Origin of the sequence: Amycolatopsis samaneae, assembly GCF_039541975.1 — a bacterium.
Classification (GTDB): Bacteria; Actinomycetota; Actinomycetes; order Mycobacteriales; family Pseudonocardiaceae; genus Amycolatopsis; species Amycolatopsis samaneae.
The window spans coordinates 392,588-411,833 of the sequence record NZ_BAABHG010000005.1; the positions used below are offsets into that span (position 1 = coordinate 392,588).

Below are 19,246 nucleotides of genomic sequence, written 5' to 3' on the forward strand. Positions count from 1 at the left end.
AAGAATAGGAAGCGCGGGCGCGTGGCGAACCAGCCAAAAGTACAGGAGGGCACGGGAAAAGCCGTGCTTTGGGCCAATATTGACACTGCCTTGGTCCGGTCCTCGGCACCTAAAGTGCTTCTCACCGCAGAAAAATCTTCATCTACGTGTGGGGGCGCGCCGTGGCCGAAGAGACCGCTTCACCGCTGACACGGACCGGAACGACGGAAGCGGGGTTCGCCGGTGCGCCCGGACGCGGCCGGGGACGATCGCGGTTCTGGCGTTCGCCGGCGGATCAGCCACGCTGGGCGCGTCCCGCTTTGCTCGGCGTCGTCCTTCTCGCGGGGGCGTTGTATTCGTGGAACATCGGGCGGAGCGGGTACGCGCACTACTACGCGGTGGCCGTGAAGAGCATGTCGGTGAGCTGGAAGGCGTTCTTCTACGGCGCCTTCGATCCGGGTGCTTCGATCACGCTCGACAAACTGGCCGGTGCCTTTCTGCCGCAGGCGTTGTCCGCGCGGATCTTCGGATTTCACGAGTGGTCGCTGACCCTGCCGCAGGTCGTCTGGGGCGTGCTCTCGGTTCTCGTGCTCTACCGGCTGGTCCGGCGTTGGCTCGGCGCCGCCGCGGGACTGCTGGCGGCGGGCCTGTTCGCGTTCACGCCGATCGTCGCCTCGATGTTCGGCCACGCCATGGAGGACGGGGCGCTGACGTTGTGCCTGCTGCTCGCCGCCGACGCGTTCGTGATCGCGATGACGCGGGCCCGGACCCGCTGGCTGGTGCTCGCCGCGATCTGGGTGGGCATCGGTTTCCAGGCCAAGATGCTCGAGGCGTGGATGGTGGTGCCCGCGTTCGTGGTGACCTATTTGCTCGTCGCGCCCGGTACGTGGTGGCGGCGCGCCGGGCAGCTCGCGATCGCCGGTGCCGTGCTGGCCGCGGTCTCGCTGAGCTGGGTGCTGCTGTACACGGTGACTCCCGCCCGGGACCGGCCCTCTGTGGACGCGACCACCAACGACAACGCGTTCTCGATGGTCTTCGGCTACAACGGTTTGGATCGGTTCGGCCTCCATGTGCCGGGCGCGGCCCGCACCGACTTCACGGATCCCTCGCGGTCGGCCGACCTGAAGCTGCCTCCCGAACTCGAACGGCTGGTCGTTCCGCAGCCGGGGATCCCGGAACCACCCGGGGAGCCGGGGCAGCCTGTTCCGGAGCCTGCGCCGGAGGTGGCACCACCGGACGCCGCTCCGGCACCCAGGGCCGAGGAGCCGCCCCGGGCTTGGCATAAGCTGTTCGGCGAGCGCTACGCGACCCAGGTCGGCTGGCTGTACCCGCTCGCGCTGGCGGGGCTGGTGGCCGGTCTCGTCCAGTACCGCCGCGCCCGGCGCTCCGGCTCGGAGTGGGGCGGATTCGTGCTGTGGGGGCTGTGGCTGGTCACGTTCGCCGTGGTGCTCAGCCGGATGACCGTCATGCACAGCGCGTACCTCGCCGCGCTCGCGCCCCCACTGGCCGCGCTGGCCGCGGCGGGTGCCGTGCTGGGCGTGCGGCTGTTCCGCGAACGCCGGGCGGTCTGGCTGCTGCCCTCGGTGCTCGTCGCGCAGCTGGCCTGGACGGGCTACCTCGCCTCGCGGTACGCGGGTTTTCTGCCCTGGCTGGCCTGGATTTCCGTGGGCGGCGGGACGGTGGCGGCGGTCGTGCTGATCGCCGGGGCTCTGCGGCGGAGGGCGCTCGTGCCCGCGGCCGTCGTCGGTCTCGCCGCGGTGCTGGCGCTTCCGTGCGCTTGGGGACTGTCGGCGTTCGATCACCACTACGCGGGCAGCGCGTTCGAGGCCGGTGCCGGTCCGAGCGGTCCGGTGGGGGTGGATCTGGACAGCGACACGAGTGACACCCTGACCGACGCGCAGCGGAGACTGTACGACTACCTGGTGGCGCACCAGGAGGGCGCGCGCTACCTGGCGGCCACGACGTCCTGGCAGACCGCCGGCCGGTTCATCATGCCGACCGGACAGCGGTTCCTGCCGATGGGCGGGTTCTCCGGGCAGGTGCCGCACCCGACACTCGCGCGGGTACGGCAGCTGGTGGAGACCGGGGAACTGCGGCATGTGGTGCTGGGCGGGGCGGGCGGCCTCCTCACGAACGATACGGAGCTCTACCGGATCGTGGTCTGGGTGGCGACGCGGTGCCCGCTCGTCCCGCCGGCCGAGCACGGCGGCGACCCCGGGCTATTCGTTTTTCGATGCACCGCGGGGAACTGACCGGTCAGTTCGGTGTACGAAGCGGGAACAGGCCGAGGGGAGCGTCTTCGAGGCAGCGAGCGACGGCCTGGTCAAACAGCCGCCGCTCGGTCTCTTCGCGTTCGGCCGGGGTGAGCACCGCCGGGCCGCCCATCCGTTCGGTGAGCCGGTCGAGGGTGCCCAGCACCCCGGCCTCCTCGCCGCCGTGCCGTCCCACCGCCAGCGCGGAGGCGGCGGCGAGGAGCGTGGTGTACCGGTCGGCCAGCGCGAACGCCGTCGGCGGCGCGTCGATGGTGAGATCGGCGGGCCCGAGCGCGGCGCATCCGTCCCGCACCCGCCGAAGCTCTTCCTCGCAGCGCACGGTGAACCGGCGCACGGGATCGGAGCCACGCGGTGGCGTCCCGCCCGCGATCTCGGCGAGGGCGCCGATGATCCCGTCGTGCCGGGGCATGCCCGCGCTCAGCCGGTGGAGGGACAGCGCGGGCAGGTCACCGCCGAGGTCGAACAGTGCGGGCGAAGCCGCCGGATCGGTCAACCACGATTTCCTGGCCAGCCGGGGAAGTTGTGGCAGCAGGGCGACCAGTGCGGCGGTGAGCGAGATGTGGGCGAAGGTGGCCGGTGCGACGTCCCTGGCCAGCTTCTGGAACATCGCGTACGGGCCCTGCCGGAGGTAGGACCGCGCGCCCAGTACCGCGCGCAGGTCCGCGAACGCGTCGAGCAGGATCCGCGCGGTCAGGTACTTCGCCGCCGGGGCGTAGACGGCCATCGACTCCGGCGCCAGATGCAGCGCGCGCAGGACCACCGCCGAGAACGTGTCGATGGTCAGCAGATCGGCGTAGGCGCGGGCGATGGCCGCGCGCACGTACGGCAGATCGGCGGCCGCGCCGCCGTAGAGTCTGCGGTCGAGCGAGCACCGGATCGCCAGCCGCAGCGCGGTTTCCAGCGGTCCGGCGAACATCGCGGCGCCCACCGCCCTGGTGACCTGGTACGAGCGCAGCGCGACCTCGATGCCCTGGCCGGGCGCGCCGATCAGGGCATCGCCGGGGACGGGGCAGCCGTCGAACTCCACTCCGCCCAGCTGGACGCCTCGCATGCCGGAGCTGGGGAAGCGCGGCAGATCCCGCAGCCGCGCGGCGGGAAGGTCGTCCCGCACGAGGAGGAACTGGCTGTGGCCGCGGCTTCCCGCCGCGGTGCCGGTACGGGCGAACAGCACCATGGCCTCCGCCCGTCGCAGGTTGGTCACGATCTCCTTGCGACCGGAGAGCCGCCAGCCCCCGCCGTCGGGCCTGGCGGCGCACTCGGCGTGCGCGAAGTCGTTGCCGTGCGCCAGTTCGTGGAAGGCGGCGGCGATCCGGCGGTTCGCCAGCAGCAGGCCCGCCGCGCGACGGCGCTGGTCCTCGTCGCCTGCGGTCCAGATGTTGACCGACGCGATGAGGGAGCTGAAGCCGTACCCGAGGCCGAGGCACGGGTCGCGCCGCCACACCGTGCGCAGCACCTCGGCGAGCCGGTCGGCGCGGTCCCAGCGGCCGCCGTAGGCGACGGGGACGAACTCGGCGTTCAGGCAGTACTCGTCCAGGATCCGTTCGCCGTCGGCGAGCATCTCCTGTCGTTCGTCGGCGGCGAGGACCGCCGCGTGCCCCACCGGGTTCGCCTCGTCCCAGGCGTCGCCGAAGAGCGCGTCGAGTTCGGCGGCGCTCATGAGCGGCCCGCCGGGGCGTCGAGCAGGGCCGTGCCGAACGGGGTGACCGGGGCGCCGGTGCGGGCGGCCTCGGCCACGCGTGCCGCGACCACGTCGTCGATCCGGTCGTCGCCCGCTTCGGCGCCGGGCACCGGGAGCCGCAGGGTGGCGGCGAGCCGGGAACGCAGCGCGCGGAGCGCGGCCCGTACCCACAGGCCGTTCTCCCACAGTGGTTCGCCGTGGTGCCGGTGCCGTCCGGCCGACCAGGTGTGCAGGCATGCCGCGCCCGCGTAGCAGAGTTCGTAGGCGGCGGCGAGTTCGTAGGCGGCCATCGGCGGGCGCGCGGCCGGACGTACCTTGGCCATCAGGTCGTGGACCTGTCTTGTGGTGGCGGCCAGTGCGGCCGCGTGTGCGGCGAGGCCGTCCGGCGCCGCCTCGGCGGCGAGCGATCCGGCCAGCGCGGGCAGGGACTGCGGTAGCGAGCATCCCCGCCGGGAGACGAGCCTGAGGGCACTTCGGTCGAGTGGGCCCGGTGCGTCTCCGACCGACACCGCCGTCGCCAGTCCGTCCGCGTCCGCGGTTCCGGCGGCGAATTCTCGGGCCAGGCGGGGAAACTGCTGGATCAGCGCGGTGCGGTTGACCGGGGTGCTGCCGTCGAAGACCGAGACGATCTGGTGATCCCGCCAGACCTTCTGGAACGCGCCATGCGCGTAGACGCCGGTGAGGAAGGAACGCGCACCGAGCAGTTCGGCCAGTTCGCCGAGCATCGCGTCGGTCAACGCGGGCGTGACGGCCTTGACCACGGCGGAGCTTACGCTCATCTCCCCGGTGAGCGCGTGGATCGAGCGGCTGCCCACCAGGGCGGTGGCCTCGGCGGCGGCCAGCAGCGCGGCGCAGCGGCCGAGGGTCGCGCGCGGGTAGGCACGGTCCAGCAACGGGCGGCGCTGGATGATCCGTTCGGCGGCGAAGCCCGCGGCGAGCCGGAGCGCGTGCTCGCCCGCACCGAGGGACAGGGCCGCGCACAGCGTCCGGGTGAGCTGCAACGCGCGCAGGACGGTCTCGACTCCGGTGCCCTCGGCGCCGAGCAGCGCGGTGGCGGGCAGCGCGGCGTCCTGGAACGCGATGCCGGAGATGTCGACGCCGCGGATCCCGTGTGTCGGCTCCTTGGGCAGTGTGCGCCAGGTGCCCGGGGTGAGCGCGGCCTTGTCGACGAGGAAAAGGCTCTGGCCGCGTCCGGTGCCCGCCCTGCCGGTGCGGGCCAGGACGGTCAGGTAGCGCGCCCGGGTGGCGTTGTTGATGGGCCATTTCACGCCGTCGAGCCGATAGCCGCCCTCCCGCGCGGTCGCGGTCACCTCGCCGTTGAGCAGATCGGCGCCGTGGTCCGGTTCGGACAGCGCCCAGGCGACCTGGGCACCGGCCAGTATCCGGGCCGCGAGGGTGGCGGCCTGCCGGGCGTCGCCCGCGATCCAGACGGAGGCGGCGCCGAGGTAGGTCTTGGCGTGCGCGACGATGGTGCTCAGGTCGCGCCTGGCCACCGTGCGCCACAGCCGCAGCAGCAGCTCGTGGTCCTCGACGGCGCCGCCCCATCCGGTGGGGACGTAGTACGCGGGCAGGCCGAAGGTGTCCAGCCGATCGGTGAAGGGCGCCGGGAACTCCTCGGCGGCGTCCAGCTCGGCGATCCGCCGGCCGATCCCGCCGGGGACGTCGGCCAGCGCGGCGTCGAGCGCGGTCTCGATTTCGACGCCGGAGCGGGTGGCCGTCACGGCTCCGCTCCGGACGGCGCCGGGCGCAGGCCCGGCTCCAGTTCGGCGTGCAGCACCGCCATTTCGCCGGCGAGGAACCGGTCCCGCATGGCGGTGCGCCTGATCTTTCCGCTGGTGGTCCGGCGCACGGTGCCGTGCCGCACGAGCACGACGTTGCGCACCGGGAAGCCGAACGACCGGTTGAGCCTGCGGATGACGGCGGTGATCACCGCCGGCAGCTCGGTTTTCGGGGTGTCGGGACGGACCTCGTGGATCAGCACGACGCGTTCGTCCGGCGCGCCGACCCCGAACGCGGCCCCGAGCTGGCCGCCGAGGGCCTGATGCGCGGCACGGGCCTCGTGTTCCACGTCCTGGGGGAACAGGTTGCGGCCGTGGACGATCAGCATTTCCTTGAGGCGGCCGGTGATGAACAGCTCGCCCTCGGCGAAGGCGCCCAGATCGCCGGTGCGCAGCCAGCCGCCGCCGTCCCCGTTTTCGGCACCGGTCAGCGCGGCGTCGAAAACGCGTGCGCTCAGCTCCGGCTTTCCCCAGTAGCCGCGGCCGATGCTGTCGCCGCGCAGCCAGATCTCGCCGACCCGGCCTTCGGGCAACGGTTCGTGGGTGCGCGGGTCGACGATCCGCGCGTCGAAGGCGTTCGGCAAGCCCACCCCGGTCACCTGCCTGCCGCCGCCGTGCACCGGGGACAGCGCGGGCCGTTCCGCCGTTTCCAGGCGTCGCGTGTCCACCGTGAGCACGGTGGGCCGGACGTCGTCGCGCACGCACGCCACGTACGCCGTGCTCTCGGCCAGACCGTAGCCGGGGGAATGGGCGCGGGGATCGAGCCCGACCCGGGCGAACCGGTCGGTGAACGCCTGGATCGTGGGGACGTGGACCGGCTCGGCGCCGTTCAGGCAGTAGCGCACCGCCGAGAGGTCGAGACCTGCGAGCATCTCGTCGGTGATGACGCGCGTGCACAGGTCGTAGGCGAAGTTGGGGCCGCCGGTGTAGGTGACCTTGAACCGGTCCAGCATGCGGAGCCACTCGACCGGCCGCCGGACGAACGTCATCGGCTGCATCAGGACGAGGGGCGCGCCGCACAGCATCGCCGCGGTGAGCTGGGTGAACAGGCCCATGTCGTGGTGCAGCGGCAGCCAGCCGCCGAAGGTGTCCCGCGGGCCGAGGCCGAGGTTCGCGCACAGTGCCTCGACGTTGGACAGGACGGCGCCGTGGGTGAGGATCACGCCGTTCGGTGATCCGGTGGAGCCGGAGCTGTACTGGAGTACCGCGTCCGTGTCGCGGCCGATCTGCCGCTCGTCCGTCGCCGGGGAGTCCGGCTCCGCGGTCACCGGGCGCACGGCTTCGACGGGCAGCTTCGCCAGGCCGTGTTCGCGCAGGTGCGCGGTGACCTCCGCCAGGGCGGCCTCGGTGGTGAGGGTCAGCCCCGGCGAGCAGTCGGCCGCGATCGCGGCGACCCGTTCGTCGGCGCTCGACGACCGGCCCGGCAGCGGCGAGGGCACCGCGATCAGCCCGGCGAACAGGCAGGCGAAGTAGATCTCCACGAACTCCGGGCTCGTCGGCAGGGCGATGAGCACCCGCTCGCCGGGGGCCAGCCGTCCGGCCAGTTCCGCCGCGCGCGCACGGGCCCGCCGCGCCAGCTCCCGGTAGCCGACGCTCTCGTGGTGGGCCGCGGCGGAGCCTTCGTAACAGGTCAACGCGGTGCGGTCGGGGAACTCGGCGGCGCGCGCGGCGAAGGCCTCACCCAGGTTCCGGTATCCGGAGAGGTCGATGGTCATGACGTCGGCGCGGCTTTTTCCATCGCCTCGATGAGGCTTTTCGGCCGCATGTCGGTCCAGTTCTTCTCGATGTAGTCAAGGCATTCCTGCCGCCCGGCTTCCCCGAAAACGGTTTTCCACCCGGCGGGAACGTCGGCGAAAACGGGCCAGAGGGAATGCTGACCCTCGTCATTGACCAGGACGAGATAATTGGCGTCGGGGTCCTCGAAAGGATTTGGCACGGCATTGCCCCTTTCTCGACGAAGTAAACGGAGGCCGGAGGCGGTTCACTATGCCCGCACGGTCGGCTGACCGGCAATACCGCCCGGTGCCGGGATGTCCAACCGCTTCCTGGCCCGCACTTGGACGAAGTTCGCCGCACGAGGCCGTTGATGTCTTGAAGGCTCCCTCAAGAACGTTGAACGTCCTTGAGGGAGCCTTCAAGACAAGGGATATGCCAGCTGTTCGAGAAAACCTCAGCGGGGCTGGTCGGCCCACCACCGTCGCCCGGCCTCCGGCAGCGTGGTGATCGGGTCGTAGTACGGGTAACGACGCTGCAGGGCTTCGGGATCGTCGTGTTCGATCCCGGTGCGGTAGTTCTTGGTCCAGTAGGAGATCCCCAGCTCACGGTCGTACTCCGCGAGCTGGTGGACCCACCGTTTCCCGACGTACGGTACGTCGCAGACGATGCGGGGAGTGGCGTAACCGGGCAGGTACCCCATGATCGCGTGCTGGAGTTCCTGCGCTTCCCAGACCGAGACGCGCCAGTGCTCCGCGTTCGGGATCATGTCGCACATGTAGAAGTAGTACGGCAGGATGTTCGCCTCACCCTGCAGCGCGAAACACAGGTCGAGCAGGTCGGCGGGCGTGGCGTTGACCCCGCGCATCAGCACGCCCTGGTTGCGCACGTCCCGCACCCCGGCGTCGAGCGCCGTGCGGGCGGCCTCGGCCACCAGCGGCGTCACCGACTGGGCGTGGTTGACGTGCGTGTGGATGGCGAGGTTGACCCCGCGCCGCCGCGCGGTGACCGCGACCCGCTGCAGGCCCTCGACGACCCTCGGCTGGAGCCAGTGCTGCGGCAGCGCCGCCAGCGCCTTGGTCGCGAGCCGGATGTCGCGCACGGTGTCGATGTCCATCAGCCGCATCAGGAACGACTCCAGCTGCGGCCACGGCACGTTGGCGACGTCGCCGCCGGAGACGACCACGTCCCGCACGCCGGGCGTCTTCTTGAGGTAGTCGATCATCGCGTCCTGCCGGTCGACCGGCTTGAGCGCGAGCTTGTGCTTCTCGATCTGCTCGGTGGAGTTGCCGACCAGGTCCATCCGGGTGCAGTGCCCGCAGTACTGGGGACAGGTCGAGATCATCTCGGCGAGCACCTTGGTCGGGTAGCGGTGGGTCAGCCCCTCCACGACCCACATCTCCGCCTCGTGCAACGAGTCCCGCTCGGAATGCGGATGGCTCGGCCACACCGGGTCGCGGTCGCTGCGGACCGGCATCATGTACCGCCGGATCGGGTCGGCGTAGAACGCTTCGGTCACCTTCACCGGGTCGGTGCCCGCGTCCGGCGCCATCGTGTTGATCATCTGCGGCGGCAGCAGCATCGACATCGTGGCCATCTCGCGCTGGTCGGCGATGAGGTCCTCGTAGAAGCGCTCGTGGAGCAGGTCGCCCATCAGCGCGCGCAGCTGCTTGACGTTGCGGACGCAGTGCACGCGCTGCCACTGCGCGTCCCGCCATTGGGCCTCGGTGACGTCCCGCCAGCCGGGGAAGCGTCGCCAGTCGGGTTCCACCAGCTCGGCGCGGGCGTACTCGTAGGGCTGGTCAAAGGCGGCGGCTGGCGTCACAGGCTCCTGGATCGCAGTCACTTGTACTCCTAGTCGTCGGGAACGCGTTAAAATATCCTGTCATAACGTTCTCGAACCGTAAATATTCTCGCAGATCGCGGAGTGTCACAGCTGGTCATCCCCGCTGCGGACGAGCACACCGGGGCGGGCACACTCGGTACGTGACGAACGACAGGACGACGCTTCTGCTCGGCGGGCGCATCTACGCCCCGGCCTCCCCGGACGCGACCGCGATGGCGGTCACCGGTGGCACCATCGTGTGGATCGGCCAGGACGCCCCGGCCCGCGCCCTGCATCCGGACGCCGAGGTGATCGACCTCGGCGGCGCGTTCGTCGCCCCCGCCTTCGTCGACGCCCACGTGCACGCCACCGCCACCGGCCTGCACCTGACCGGCCTCGACCTCACCGCCGTCCGCGACGCGGGCGAACTGCTCGCCGCGGTCCGCGAAGCCGCGACCCCCGGCCAGGTGCTGCTGGCACACGGCTGGGACGAGTCCGCCTGGACCAGCCCCCGGCTGCCCAGCCGCGCCGAACTCGACGAAGCCGCCGGGGACGTCGCGGTCTACCTGAGCCGGGTCGACGTCCACTCCGCCCTCGTGTCCAGCGCCCTGATCGCGCTGGCCCCCGAGGCCCGCGAGGCCGACGGCTGGTCGGCCGACGGACCGCTCACCCGCGCCGCCCACCACCACGCCCGCCGCGCCGCGCGCACCGCGATCGGCCCGGACCAGCGGGACCACGCCCAGCGCGCGTTCCTCGCCGAGGCCGCCGCGCGGGGCGTCGTCAGCGTCCACGAATGCGGCGGACCGGACATCTCCGGCCGCGAGGACTTCACCGCCCTGCTCGCGGCCGCCGCCGGACCGGGACTGCCCGAGGTCGTCGGCTACTGGGGCGAGACCGACGTCGAAACGGCCCGTGCGCTCGGAGCCCGCGGAGCGGCCGGTGACCTGTTCGCCGACGGCGCGCTCGGCTCCCGCACCGCCGCGCTGCGCGCGCCGTACCACGACCACCCCGCCGGATCCGGCGCGCTCTACCTGGACGCCCGCGCCATCGGCGAGCACGTGGCCGCCTGCACCGAGGCCGGGACGCAGGCCGGGTTCCACGTCATCGGCGACGCCGCGGTGGCCGAGGTGATCGAGGGATTCCGGCTGGCGGAGAAGGAGGTCGGCCACCGCGCCCTCGCCGCGCGCCACCACCGCCTCGAACACCTGGAGATGGTCGACGCCGAGCAGGCACGCGCGCTGAGCGGCTGGGGTGTCGTCGCGTCGGTGCAGCCGTTGTTCGACGCCGCGTGGGGCGGCGAGCACGGCATGTACGCCGAACGTCTCGGGGAGCGCGCTGCCGGGCTGAACCCGTTCGCGGCGCTGGCCGCCGAAGGCGTCCTGCTCGCCTTCGGTTCCGACACTCCGGTGACCCCGCTCGATCCGTGGGCCGCGGTCCGCGCCGCCGTCTACCACCGCACCCCGGGCTCCGGCCTCTCGCCGCGCGCCGCGTTCACCGCGCACACCCGTGCCGGGCACCGCGCCGCCGGGGTCAACGACGGCGTCACCGGCAGCCTCGTCGCGGGTGCTCCCGCGCACTACGCCGTCTGGGACGCCACCGACCTCGTCGTGGCCACCCCGGACAGCCGGGTGCAGCGCTGGTCGACCGATCCGCGTGCCGGCGTCCCGCCGCTGCCACGGCTCGACGAGGACGCCCCGTCGCCCCGCTGCCTGCGCACCGTGCGCGGGGGAGAGGTCATCTACGACGACTTCACCACCACCACGTAGAGTTACCTCCCGTGGTAGTGACCGCTGCGGACACCGAGCCCGAGGTGCCGCGGGAACCCGCCCGGCGACGCCGGATCTCGCGCGCCTGGCTGCTGCGTTTCGTCGTGGCCGCGGCGTCGGGTTTCGTGTTCTACCTGAGCTTCGCGCCCCGCCCACTGTGGTGGCTGGCGCCGCTCGCGTTCACCGGGTTCGGGCTCGTCCTGCACGGACGGCGCTTTCGCGGCGGTTTCGGCTACGGCTTCGTGTTCGGGCTCGCCTTCTTCCTCCCGCTGCTGACCTGGCTGCTGGCCTTCCTCGGCCCCGACTTCGGCCCGTGGCCGTGGCTCGGCCTGTGCCTGGCGCTGTCCGTCTACTTCGGATTGGCGGGCTGGCTCATCACGGTGGTGTCCCGGCTGCCACTGGCCCCACTGTGGTCGGCGCTCGTGTTCGTCGCACTGGAAACACCGCGAACCTGGTTCCCGCTCGGCGGATTCCCGTGGGGCCGCGTCGGGTTCAGCCAGCCCGAGGGCGCCTTCCTGTCACTGGCCTCGGTCGGCGGCGCCCCCCTCGTCGGCTTCGCGGTCTGCCTCACCGGCTTCGCCCTCGCCGCCCTCCTGCTCCGGCTGAAGTCCCTGAAGGCCACCTTCAGGGACCGGAACGCCCTCAAGGTGGCCTTCAGGGACCGCCGGGCCCTCGGAACCGCCGCGTTCGTCGTAGTGCCCGTGGTGGCGGGGCTGGCACTGTGGCCCACGATCGGCACCGGCGCGCAGGACGGCGAACGCACGGTCGCCACCGTCCAGGGCAACGCCCCCGACATCGGACTCGCGCTTCAGGGACAGCGAAAGCTCTTGCGGGACAACCATCTCGCCGAGAGCGAGCGGCTGCTCGACGACATCAACCACCAGCGCGTACCCCGGCCGGACCTGGTGGTCTGGCCGGAGAGCGCGACCACCGTCACGGGCCCCGACCCGCAGCTCGACCAGCTCGTCGCGAGCTTCGGCGCGCCCGCCCTCATCGGCGGGCTGTACCGGCTGCCCGACGGCCACGCGCAGAACTCTGTGATCGCCTGGGACCCGCACACCGGACCGGGCGCGCGTTATTCGAAACAGCAGCTCGTCCCGTTCGGCGAGTACCTGCCCGCGAGGAAGATCGCGGAGCTGGTCACCCCGTTCCTCGACTCCGAAACCGTCGACATGGTCCCGGGCGACGGGGCGAACGCGGCCCTGAACGTGGCGCGGACGAAGGTGGGCGTGTTCGTCTGCTACGAGACCGCGTTCGACTACCCGGCCCGCGAATCCGTCGCGGACGGCGCCGAGCTGCTGGTCGTGCCGACCAACAACGCCTGGTACGGGCCGGGGGAGATGAGCTACCAGCAGCTGGCGATGTCGCGGCTGCGCGCGGTCGAGCACAGCCGCGCGGTGGTGGTCTCGGCGATCAGCGGTGTCAGCGCGATCATCGCTCCGGACGGGTCGGTAACGGCCTCGACCGGGCTTTTCACGGCAGAGTCCCTGGTCGGGCGCGTCCCGCTGCGGACGCAGACTACGCTGTCGGATCGACTCGGTGCGTGGACGGAGTACGGACTGCTGGCACTGGCGATCGCCGGTGTCGCCGGTGGGTCCGTGCTCCGCTTTCGTATCCGAGGTGCACAGCGCACTCGGCGTGCACAGGGCACAGGTACAGGGGAAGCGGCGGGCTGATCCCGCGGATTCGGAGGAAGACGGATGGCTCAGGCGCCGCGGGGGGCCCGGGGAATCGAACCGGTGCTGGTGGTGATCCCGACGTACAACGAACGGGAGAACCTCAGGCCGATCGTCGAACGCCTGAACAAGGCACTGCCGGACGTCCACGCGCTGATCGTGGACGACGGCAGCCCCGACGGCACCGGTGAGCTCGCCGACGAGCTGGCGGAGGCCGACGAGCGGGTGCACGTCATGCACCGGACCGAGAAGGCCGGCCTCGGCGCCGCCTACATCGCCGGGTTTCGCTGGGGACTCGCCCGCGACTACGTCACGATCGTGGAGATGGACGCCGACGGCTCGCACGCGCCGGAGGACCTGCCGCGGCTGCTCGACGCGCTCGGCGACACGGATCTGGCGATCGGCTCGCGGTACGTGCCCGGCGGCAGTGTCGTGAACTGGCCGAAGAACCGCGAGTTCCTGTCGCGGGGCGCGAACCTCTACTCACGGCTCGCACTCGGGGTGAAGGTGAACGACATCACCGCCGGGTTCCGCGCCTACCGCCGCCAGGTGCTGGAGAAGCTGGCGCTCGACGAGGTCGCCTCGCACGGCTACTGCTTCCAGATCGACCTGACGCTGCGCACCGCCGAGGCCGGGTTCGAGATCGTGGAGGTGCCGATCACGTTCACCGAGCGCGAGATCGGCGAGTCGAAGATGAGTGGCTCGATCATCCAGGAGGCGTTCCTCCGCGTCGGTTCGTGGGGTGTGAAGCGGCGCTGGAAGCAGCTGCGCCGCCTGCTCAAACTGAGCTGACGGCCCGCCGTGCCGGAACCCGACGCGATCTTCGCCGATCCCCGGCTCGCGGCCGTCTACGACGCCTTCGACGGTCCTCGTGACGACCTGACGGCCTACGTCGGGATCGCCGACGAGTTGGCCGCCGAACGGGTGCTCGACGTCGGCTGCGGGACCGGGTGCCTGGCGATCCTGCTCGCCGGCGGCGGCCGGACCGTCGTCGGCGTCGACCCGGCCGAGGCGTCGCTCGCGGTCGCGAAGGCCAAGGACGGCGCCGACCGAGTCACCTGGGTGCACGGTGACGCCACGACCGCGGGCGTGTCCGGGGCCGACCTCGCGGTGATGACGGCGAACGTGGCGCAGGTGTTCCTCACCGACGACGACTGGGCACGCACGCTGCGGGGCGTCCACCGGTCGCTGCGCGGGGGTGGTCATCTCGTGTTCGAGACCCGGCGGCCGGAACGGCGGGCCTGGGAGGACTGGGCCGCCGACCCGGCCGAGGTCACGCTCGAGGTCCCGGGCATCGGCCCGGTGGCGCAGCACCGCGAGGTCACCGACGTGCGCCTGCCGCTGGTGTCCTTCCGCCACACCTACCGGTTCCTGGCGGACGGCGCGGTCCTCACCTCGGATTCGACACTGCGGTTCCGCGACGAGGACGAGGTGGCGGCGAGCCTGGCCGCGACGGGTTACCGCGTGGTGGACGTGCGCGACGCGCCCGACCGGCCGGGCCGCGAGTTCGTCTTCCTCGCCCGGCGCACCACCTGACCAGCCCGGCCCCGGGGTCCCCGGGCGCGGGGAGTAATCCGTTCGCGCGTGAGGGAACGACGCGTGCTTTCCGTCCTACGATCCGTGAGCGAACTGTCACCTTGAGGTGATGTGCCTGCGCTGTTGACTGATCGCGCCGAACCGCTCTGGCGTGTCCCCGCCCACACCCCGTCCACTGGAGCCGCGCGAGCGAACGGCGCCGCGCGGACCAGGAGGTGGCGGATGTTCGGCAGGGTTGTGGCGGCGACGGTGCTTGCGGCGGGCGCGCTGGTGGCGACGGCGTCGGGAGCTTCGGCGGCACCGGCGAGCCCCGTGAGCACGCAGGGTTTCGGCGCGTGCATGGACTACGCGGTGGGCGAGCACGACATCGAACCATGGCTCGCTCACGACGCCTGCGACGCCGACTCCTTCGAGGAGTGCTACTGGATCCTCCGACACGAATACGTCCCCGCGGTGGTCGCGGCGACGGCCTGCCGGATCGCGGACCGCTAGATGGGCACCCGGGTCACCCGATCACGTGACTGCGGACGGCGAGATGCCGCAGCCCTGGCAGCGCCTGCTGGTCCCGGTGGTGCAGCAGGTCGCTGATCAGGCCCCGCACGGCCGAGCGCGTGTGCACCTCGCCGGGTGCGCGGCGCTCGGCCGCCAGCAGGGTGCGATACGCCTGCTCGGGTTTGTCCCACTGGGCGAACGCGAGCGCGACGTCGACGAGGAACCGGCCGTGCCGTTCGGCACTCGGGAAGTCCGCGGGCCGGGCGGCACGGGCGTACTGGAGGGCGGTCCCGGCGTCACCGAGCAAATAGGCCGCGGACACCCGGTGGCTGAGGATGTTCGCGTTCAGCACCTGCTGACGCTCCGGGTACCCGTGTAACCGCGCGGCGGTCGTGCCGGCCTGGTCGAGCAGGTGCATGGCGCGGTCGCGGTCGCCGGCGCGCGCGGCCGCGTACCCGGCCGAGCACATCAGGACCCCGTGCAGCGAAAGGTGCTCCGGCGTGGTCGTGTCGAGCTGCTCGGCCGCCGACAGCACGAGCGCCTCCGCCCGCTGATGGTGTCCCGCCCGCCGGAACACCGAACCCATCAGGCGCTGGGCCTCGGCGAGCGTGAGCGGATCCCCGGCCTGCATCGCGACCCGCAGCGCCCGGTCGGCGCTGATCCACTCCAGGCCGCTGGCCCGCAGTTTGAGCAGGGCCCGCGTGACGAGGTTGTACACCCTGGCCAGCGCGGCCCGGCTCGCCGCCGCGGCGGCGTCGGCCGCGGCCGCTTCGGCGTTGCTGACCAGCTGGGGGAGCCGCGTACCCAGGGACAGGTAACGGCTGGCGTGGAAGTCGTCCTTGGCGGTGGCGAGCGCCGCGGGCAACGGGAGCGGCAGGGGAGTGAGGGCCGACTGGGCCGGGCCGACCAGCACGTTCTCCAGACGCGCGTAAAGCATCGCGGCCGGATCGGGCTCCGGTTCCGCGGTGGCGGCGGATGGTGTGGCAAGGGAGGTACTGGCCAGTCCGGCGGCGACCAGAAACGCACGACGTCGCACTTGAAGGTCCTCCTCTCCCGGCTGGGCGTGGCGCCCGACAGCTCCGGTGGTGGGTGGGTGTCGAGCGGTTACCCGGTCGGATGAGGCGGAGTTGAGCCCGAAAGCCTCCGGGGGCAGATCGAGGACTTCGGCGAACCGCCGCAGGACAGCGACGTCGCGCAGTGGGCGACGTCCGCTTTCGAATCGTGAGATGGTGCTGGCCGCGCAGCCGTACCGCTGCCCCAGCTCGTTCTGGCTCCACCCGGCTTGATGGCGGGCGCAGCGCACCACGGCCGCGTGATCCCCACAGCGGATCGCCGACATCAAGGCAGGCGAAAGCTGATCCGGCATCACGAACCCCGCTTCGTGCGCTCTTCAAAAGACCCAGGGTATCCGAGTGACGACCAAAAGTGAGAATGTTTGCCGAACTGGAACACGAGTCTGCGGATCTGGCACAAGCGCTGGCCGGGAAGGTACCCGAGTTCCTACCGTCGTAAACACCCGGTTCGGCTCGAAGGAGGCCTCGCCTTCACCCGGATCGGCCGGCCGACAGGGGCACCCCGCAAACAATGTCCTCGAAGTCCCTGCCGGCCGGGTCCAACACCTCTCGGCCCCCGTAGACAGCGAAAGGCCCCCGTGGGGGGAGGTCACGGGGGCCTTTCGATCTGTGGTGGGAGCAGCTACAAGCCGAAACCTCAGGCGGAGCGGGTCCGACGTCCCTTGAGTTCGGCGAGACGTTCGTTCAGCAGCTCCTCGAGCTCAGGGATCGAGCGCCGCTCAAGGAGCATGTCCCAGTGGGTACGCGGTGGCTTGACCTTCTTTTGCTCAGGCTGCCCGCCGTCGACGATCTCGGACTCGCTGCCGTGCAGCCTGCACTCCCACACCGTCGGGATCTCGGCGTCGTCGGAAAACGGCACCTCGAACTCGTGGTTCTTCGGGCAGGCGTAGCGCACGGTGCGCCGTGGGGCGAGATCGTGATTGCGGTCGGTCTCGTAGCTGACCGCTCCCAGCCGGCTTCCACGGAGAACACGGTCGGCCATGATGGGGGTCCTTTCCAGTCAGCTCCGGGTGGAGCCAGGGTGGTGCTCACCCTATGCAACGACTGAGGTGGCCCGAGGATTCCCGGTACACCATGTCGTTGCTCACGATGAGCGTCTCACCCGACGGCAACAGCTTCCTCTAGTAGGAGCGATTTCGCGCTCTGGCGTGACGTGAATACGGCCTTCTTAGTGCGGATATCCCCCAGATGGGCTACTCACCCTCTGCTCACGTCAACCGTAACTGGCCGTGTTGAGCCGCTGTGGGCCCCAGGTCACCCTGTCGGTAGTGGCGGCGGCAGAGTACCTGATAACGGACGGTAGCCGGATCGCCCTCGAAACGTACTGAAGCTGAAGATTCAACTACGGATTGTTCGGTGTCAGCCACGACAACAGTGTCACCTTCACGGGCGACCTCGCCGTCCAGCACCCTCGCGTTGAACCGCCCCGGCAGCCCACACCAGCACAGCACCTCGACCTGCACCGGCTGCAACTCGTCCGCCAGCTCGAACAGACGAGCGGCACCGGGGAACAGCTTGCTCCGGAAGTCGGTCGCGATCCCGAAGCAGTACACGTCGAGCTGGACATCGTCGGCCAGCTCGGCCAGCTGGTCGACCTGCGCGGGGGAGAGGAACTGCGCCTCGTCCACGATCACGTAGTCGACGTGCTGCCCCCGCGCCCACTCCCGCCGCACCAGCTCCCGCACGTCAGTCGCCGTCCCGACCTCCACCGCCCGCCGCGTGATCCCGATCCGGCTGGTGATCTGCGGCTCACCGGACCGGTCGTGCCGGACCAGGACAAGCCCCCGCCGTCCCTGCCGGGCGTGGTTGTGGTCGATCTGCAGCGCCAGCGTCGACTTCCCGCAGTCCATCGGGCCGTAGCAGAACTTGAGCCTGCCCACCGGCGGCGTTCCCCGCCGCGAACCGGCCGCCGGAACCGCGGACAACGCGTCCGTCGGGTCGCCGTCCACCGGGCTCGGGCCCTCGCGCCCGCTGTCGTTCACCAAAGTCACGACGGCCGACCCTATCGGTGCCTCACAGCACCTCCGGCGGACGGTTGCCCGCGGCCACGATCGCCCGCCGCGCCGGCACCCGCCAGACCAGCACCAGACCCAGCACGAAGAACACCACCAGCGCCACGATCGCCAGCCGGAACGACCCGGTCGCCTGCCCGACACCGGCGAACACCAGCGGCCCCAGCCACGACGTCCCCCGCTCACCCACGACGTAGAGCGAGTAGTACTGCGCGTCCTTCCCCGCCGGAATCATCTGCGCGAACAACGACCTGGACAACGCGTTCGTCCCACCCAGCACCAGGCCGATCCCGATCGCCACCGCGAAGAACTGCGCCGGCCGCCCCGGCTGCACGAAGAACGCCCCGCCGAGCACCACGACCCAGAACGCCAGGCTGATCAGGATCGTCCGCTTCGCACCCAGCCGCCGCGCCACCAGCCCGTGCAGCACTCCACCGCCGTACGCGACGAACTGGATCACCAGCACCGTCATGATCAGCACCTCGTCGCCGAACCTCAGCTCGTCCTTCCCGTACTGCGCCGACACCGTGACCACCGTGTTGATCCCGTCGGTGAACACCAGATAGCTGCCGAGAAACGCGAGCGTCAGCGGATACGCCTTCGCCTCGGCCAGCGTCCGCCGCAGCTCCGCGAACCCCGCGCCCAGCACCGACCGCCCCGGCTCGGACACCACCGGGACATGCACCCGGGGGAGCGCCCGCACCGCCGGGAAGGTGAACAACGCCCACCACAACCCCGAGGTCAGGAAACACACCCGCACCGCGGTCGGCTGGTCCACCCCGAACGCGTCCCGGCCGAGGTAGAACCCCAGCTGCAACGCCAGCGCCAGGCCACCGCCGAGATACCCGAACGCCCACCCCTTCGCCGACACCGCGTCCCGCTCGTCCGGCCCGGCGATGTCGACCAGGAAGGAGTAGTACACCACCAGCGAACCGCCGTACCCGATGTTCCCCAGCACGAACAGCGCCGCGCCGAGCTGCCAGTTCGACCCGGCCATGAAGAACATCAACGCCGCCGCCGTCGCCCCGAAGAACGCGAACCCGCCGAGGATGCGCCGCTTGTTCCGGCTCCGGTCCGCCACCGCGCCCGCGATCGGCAGCACCAGCACCTGCACCACCGTCGCCACCGACAGCAGATAGCCCCACAGCGAACCGGCCGGGAAGTGCAGCCCGAACAACGTCACGTCGCAGTGCTGGAGCTTGTTCTCGACCCCCGCCGCGTCCGTACACGGCCTGTCCCCGTTAAGGGTGAAATTCGACTTCGCGTCGGCCGCCGCGACCGAGCTCATATACAGCGCGCCGAACACCGTCGTCACCGACGAATAGAACGGCGAATTCGCCCAGTCGTAGAAATACCAGCCCCACCGTTCCCGGCTGCTCGCACGGGTCTCGGTCAGCGCCATCCAGGGCTCCTCAGCTCAGGAACATCGAGGTCAGCGCGGACAG

At 71.1% G+C, this 19,246-nt stretch carries 15 protein-coding genes and 1 pseudogene; 6 read left to right on the forward strand and 10 right to left on the reverse strand.

Translation table 11 applies throughout. The features are described 5' to 3' along the window. Window positions 1-299: 299 nt before the first annotated feature. Window positions 300-2,231, forward strand: coding sequence for an ArnT family glycosyltransferase (locus ABD987_RS15245; protein WP_345392603.1), 1,932 nt, complete (start codon window positions 300-302; stop codon window positions 2,229-2,231). Between the two features lie 4 nt (window positions 2,232-2,235). Here ABD987_RS15245 and ABD987_RS15250 read toward each other — a convergent pair whose 3' ends face one another. The 5 genes from ABD987_RS15250 to ABD987_RS15270 all read right to left on the reverse strand — a co-directional run bounded on the left by ABD987_RS15250 (window position 2,236) and on the right by ABD987_RS15270 (window position 9,267). After that, on the reverse strand, window positions 2,236-3,909 hold the full coding sequence (locus tag ABD987_RS15250) for an acyl-CoA dehydrogenase family protein (protein WP_345392606.1): 1,674 nt from the start codon (window positions 3,907-3,909) through the stop codon (window positions 2,236-2,238). Next, window positions 3,906-5,651, reverse strand: a complete 1,746-nt coding sequence (locus ABD987_RS15255) for an acyl-CoA dehydrogenase family protein (RefSeq protein WP_345392609.1) — start codon at window positions 5,649-5,651, stop codon at window positions 3,906-3,908. Before ABD987_RS15255 ends, ABD987_RS15250 begins: the two co-directional genes overlap by 4 nt. Beyond that, on the reverse strand, window positions 5,648-7,423 hold the full coding sequence (locus ABD987_RS15260; RefSeq protein WP_345392612.1) for a fatty acyl-AMP ligase: 1,776 nt from the start codon (window positions 7,421-7,423) through the stop codon (window positions 5,648-5,650). Before ABD987_RS15260 ends, ABD987_RS15255 begins: the two co-directional genes overlap by 4 nt. Next, a complete protein-coding gene (locus ABD987_RS15265; protein WP_345392615.1) occupies window positions 7,420-7,644 on the reverse strand; it encodes an MbtH family protein in 225 nt (74 codons plus the stop codon). The genes ABD987_RS15260 and ABD987_RS15265 overlap by 4 nt, the downstream gene beginning before the upstream one ends. A gap of 234 nt (window positions 7,645-7,878) precedes the next feature. Continuing rightward, window positions 7,879-9,267 (reverse strand): KamA family radical SAM protein, encoded by a 1,389-nt coding sequence (locus tag ABD987_RS15270; protein WP_345392618.1) that lies wholly within the window; start codon window positions 9,265-9,267, stop codon window positions 7,879-7,881. Window positions 9,268-9,407: 140 nt separating this feature from the next. Here ABD987_RS15270 and ABD987_RS15275 point away from each other — a divergent pair, with 140 nt between their 5' ends. The 5 genes from ABD987_RS15275 (at window position 9,408) to ABD987_RS15295 (ending at window position 14,716) form a co-directional block, all read left to right on the forward strand. Next, entirely contained in the window at window positions 9,408-11,012 is a 1,605-nt protein-coding gene (locus tag ABD987_RS15275) for an amidohydrolase (protein ID WP_345392621.1), read from the forward strand. An 11-nt stretch (window positions 11,013-11,023) separates the two neighbouring features. Next, window positions 11,024-12,688, forward strand: a complete 1,665-nt coding sequence (gene lnt / locus ABD987_RS15280; RefSeq protein WP_345392624.1) for an apolipoprotein N-acyltransferase — start codon at window positions 11,024-11,026, stop codon at window positions 12,686-12,688. 24 nt (window positions 12,689-12,712) lie between these two features. After that, on the forward strand, window positions 12,713-13,480 hold the full coding sequence (locus ABD987_RS15285; protein WP_345392627.1) for a polyprenol monophosphomannose synthase: 768 nt from the start codon (window positions 12,713-12,715) through the stop codon (window positions 13,478-13,480). A gap of 9 nt (window positions 13,481-13,489) precedes the next feature. After that, window positions 13,490-14,224, forward strand: coding sequence for a class I SAM-dependent methyltransferase (locus ABD987_RS15290; RefSeq protein ID WP_345392630.1), 735 nt, complete (start codon window positions 13,490-13,492; stop codon window positions 14,222-14,224). Window positions 14,225-14,446: 222 nt separating this feature from the next. Beyond that, entirely contained in the window at window positions 14,447-14,716 is a 270-nt protein-coding gene (locus ABD987_RS15295) for a hypothetical protein (RefSeq protein ID WP_345392633.1), read from the forward strand. A gap of 13 nt (window positions 14,717-14,729) precedes the next feature. Here the strand turns inward: ABD987_RS15295 and ABD987_RS15300 are convergent, their stop codons facing one another. The 5 genes and pseudogenes from ABD987_RS15300 to ABD987_RS15320 all read right to left on the reverse strand — a co-directional run bounded on the left by ABD987_RS15300 (window position 14,730) and on the right by ABD987_RS15320 (window position 19,203). Then, complete coding sequence (locus ABD987_RS15300; RefSeq protein ID WP_345393418.1) at window positions 14,730-15,752, reverse strand: XRE family transcriptional regulator; 1,023 nt, start codon at window positions 15,750-15,752, stop codon at window positions 14,730-14,732. Window positions 15,753-15,869: 117 nt separating this feature from the next. Continuing rightward, window positions 15,870-16,082 (reverse strand): annotated as a pseudogene (locus ABD987_RS15305) (helix-turn-helix domain-containing protein); the annotation flags it as partial. A gap of 344 nt (window positions 16,083-16,426) precedes the next feature. Beyond that, window positions 16,427-16,771 (reverse strand): RNA polymerase-binding protein RbpA, encoded by a 345-nt coding sequence (locus tag ABD987_RS15310; protein ID WP_345392636.1) that lies wholly within the window; start codon window positions 16,769-16,771, stop codon window positions 16,427-16,429. Between the two features lie 226 nt (window positions 16,772-16,997). Beyond that, window positions 16,998-17,669 carry a thymidine kinase gene (locus ABD987_RS15315; protein ID WP_378214037.1) on the reverse strand — a complete coding sequence of 224 codons (672 nt, stop codon included), beginning with the start codon at window positions 17,667-17,669 and terminating at the stop codon, window positions 16,998-17,000. A gap of 133 nt (window positions 17,670-17,802) precedes the next feature. Then, window positions 17,803-19,203 carry an MFS transporter gene (locus ABD987_RS15320; protein WP_345392642.1) on the reverse strand — a complete coding sequence of 467 codons (1,401 nt, stop codon included), beginning with the start codon at window positions 19,201-19,203 and terminating at the stop codon, window positions 17,803-17,805. Between the last annotated feature and the right edge of the window lie 43 nt (window positions 19,204-19,246).

What these genes read in the sequence shown, in the direction of transcription:
- ABD987_RS15250 (WP_345392606.1), bottom strand. Translation starts at nt 3,909, where the DNA reads ATGAGCGCCGCCGAACTCGACGCGCTCTTCGGCGACGCCTGGGACGAG.
- ABD987_RS15260 (WP_345392612.1), bottom strand. Translation starts at nt 7,423, where the DNA reads ATGACCATCGACCTCTCCGGATACCGGAACCTGGGTGAGGCCTTCGCC.
- ABD987_RS15285 (WP_345392627.1), top strand. Translation starts at nt 12,713, where the DNA reads ATGGCTCAGGCGCCGCGGGGGGCCCGGGGAATCGAACCGGTGCTGGTG.
- ABD987_RS15295 (WP_345392633.1), top strand. Translation starts at nt 14,447, where the DNA reads ATGTTCGGCAGGGTTGTGGCGGCGACGGTGCTTGCGGCGGGCGCGCTG.
- ABD987_RS15310 (WP_345392636.1), bottom strand. Translation starts at nt 16,771, where the DNA reads ATGGCCGACCGTGTTCTCCGTGGAAGCCGGCTGGGAGCGGTCAGCTAC.
- ABD987_RS15320 (WP_345392642.1), bottom strand. Translation starts at nt 19,203, where the DNA reads ATGGCGCTGACCGAGACCCGTGCGAGCAGCCGGGAACGGTGGGGCTGG.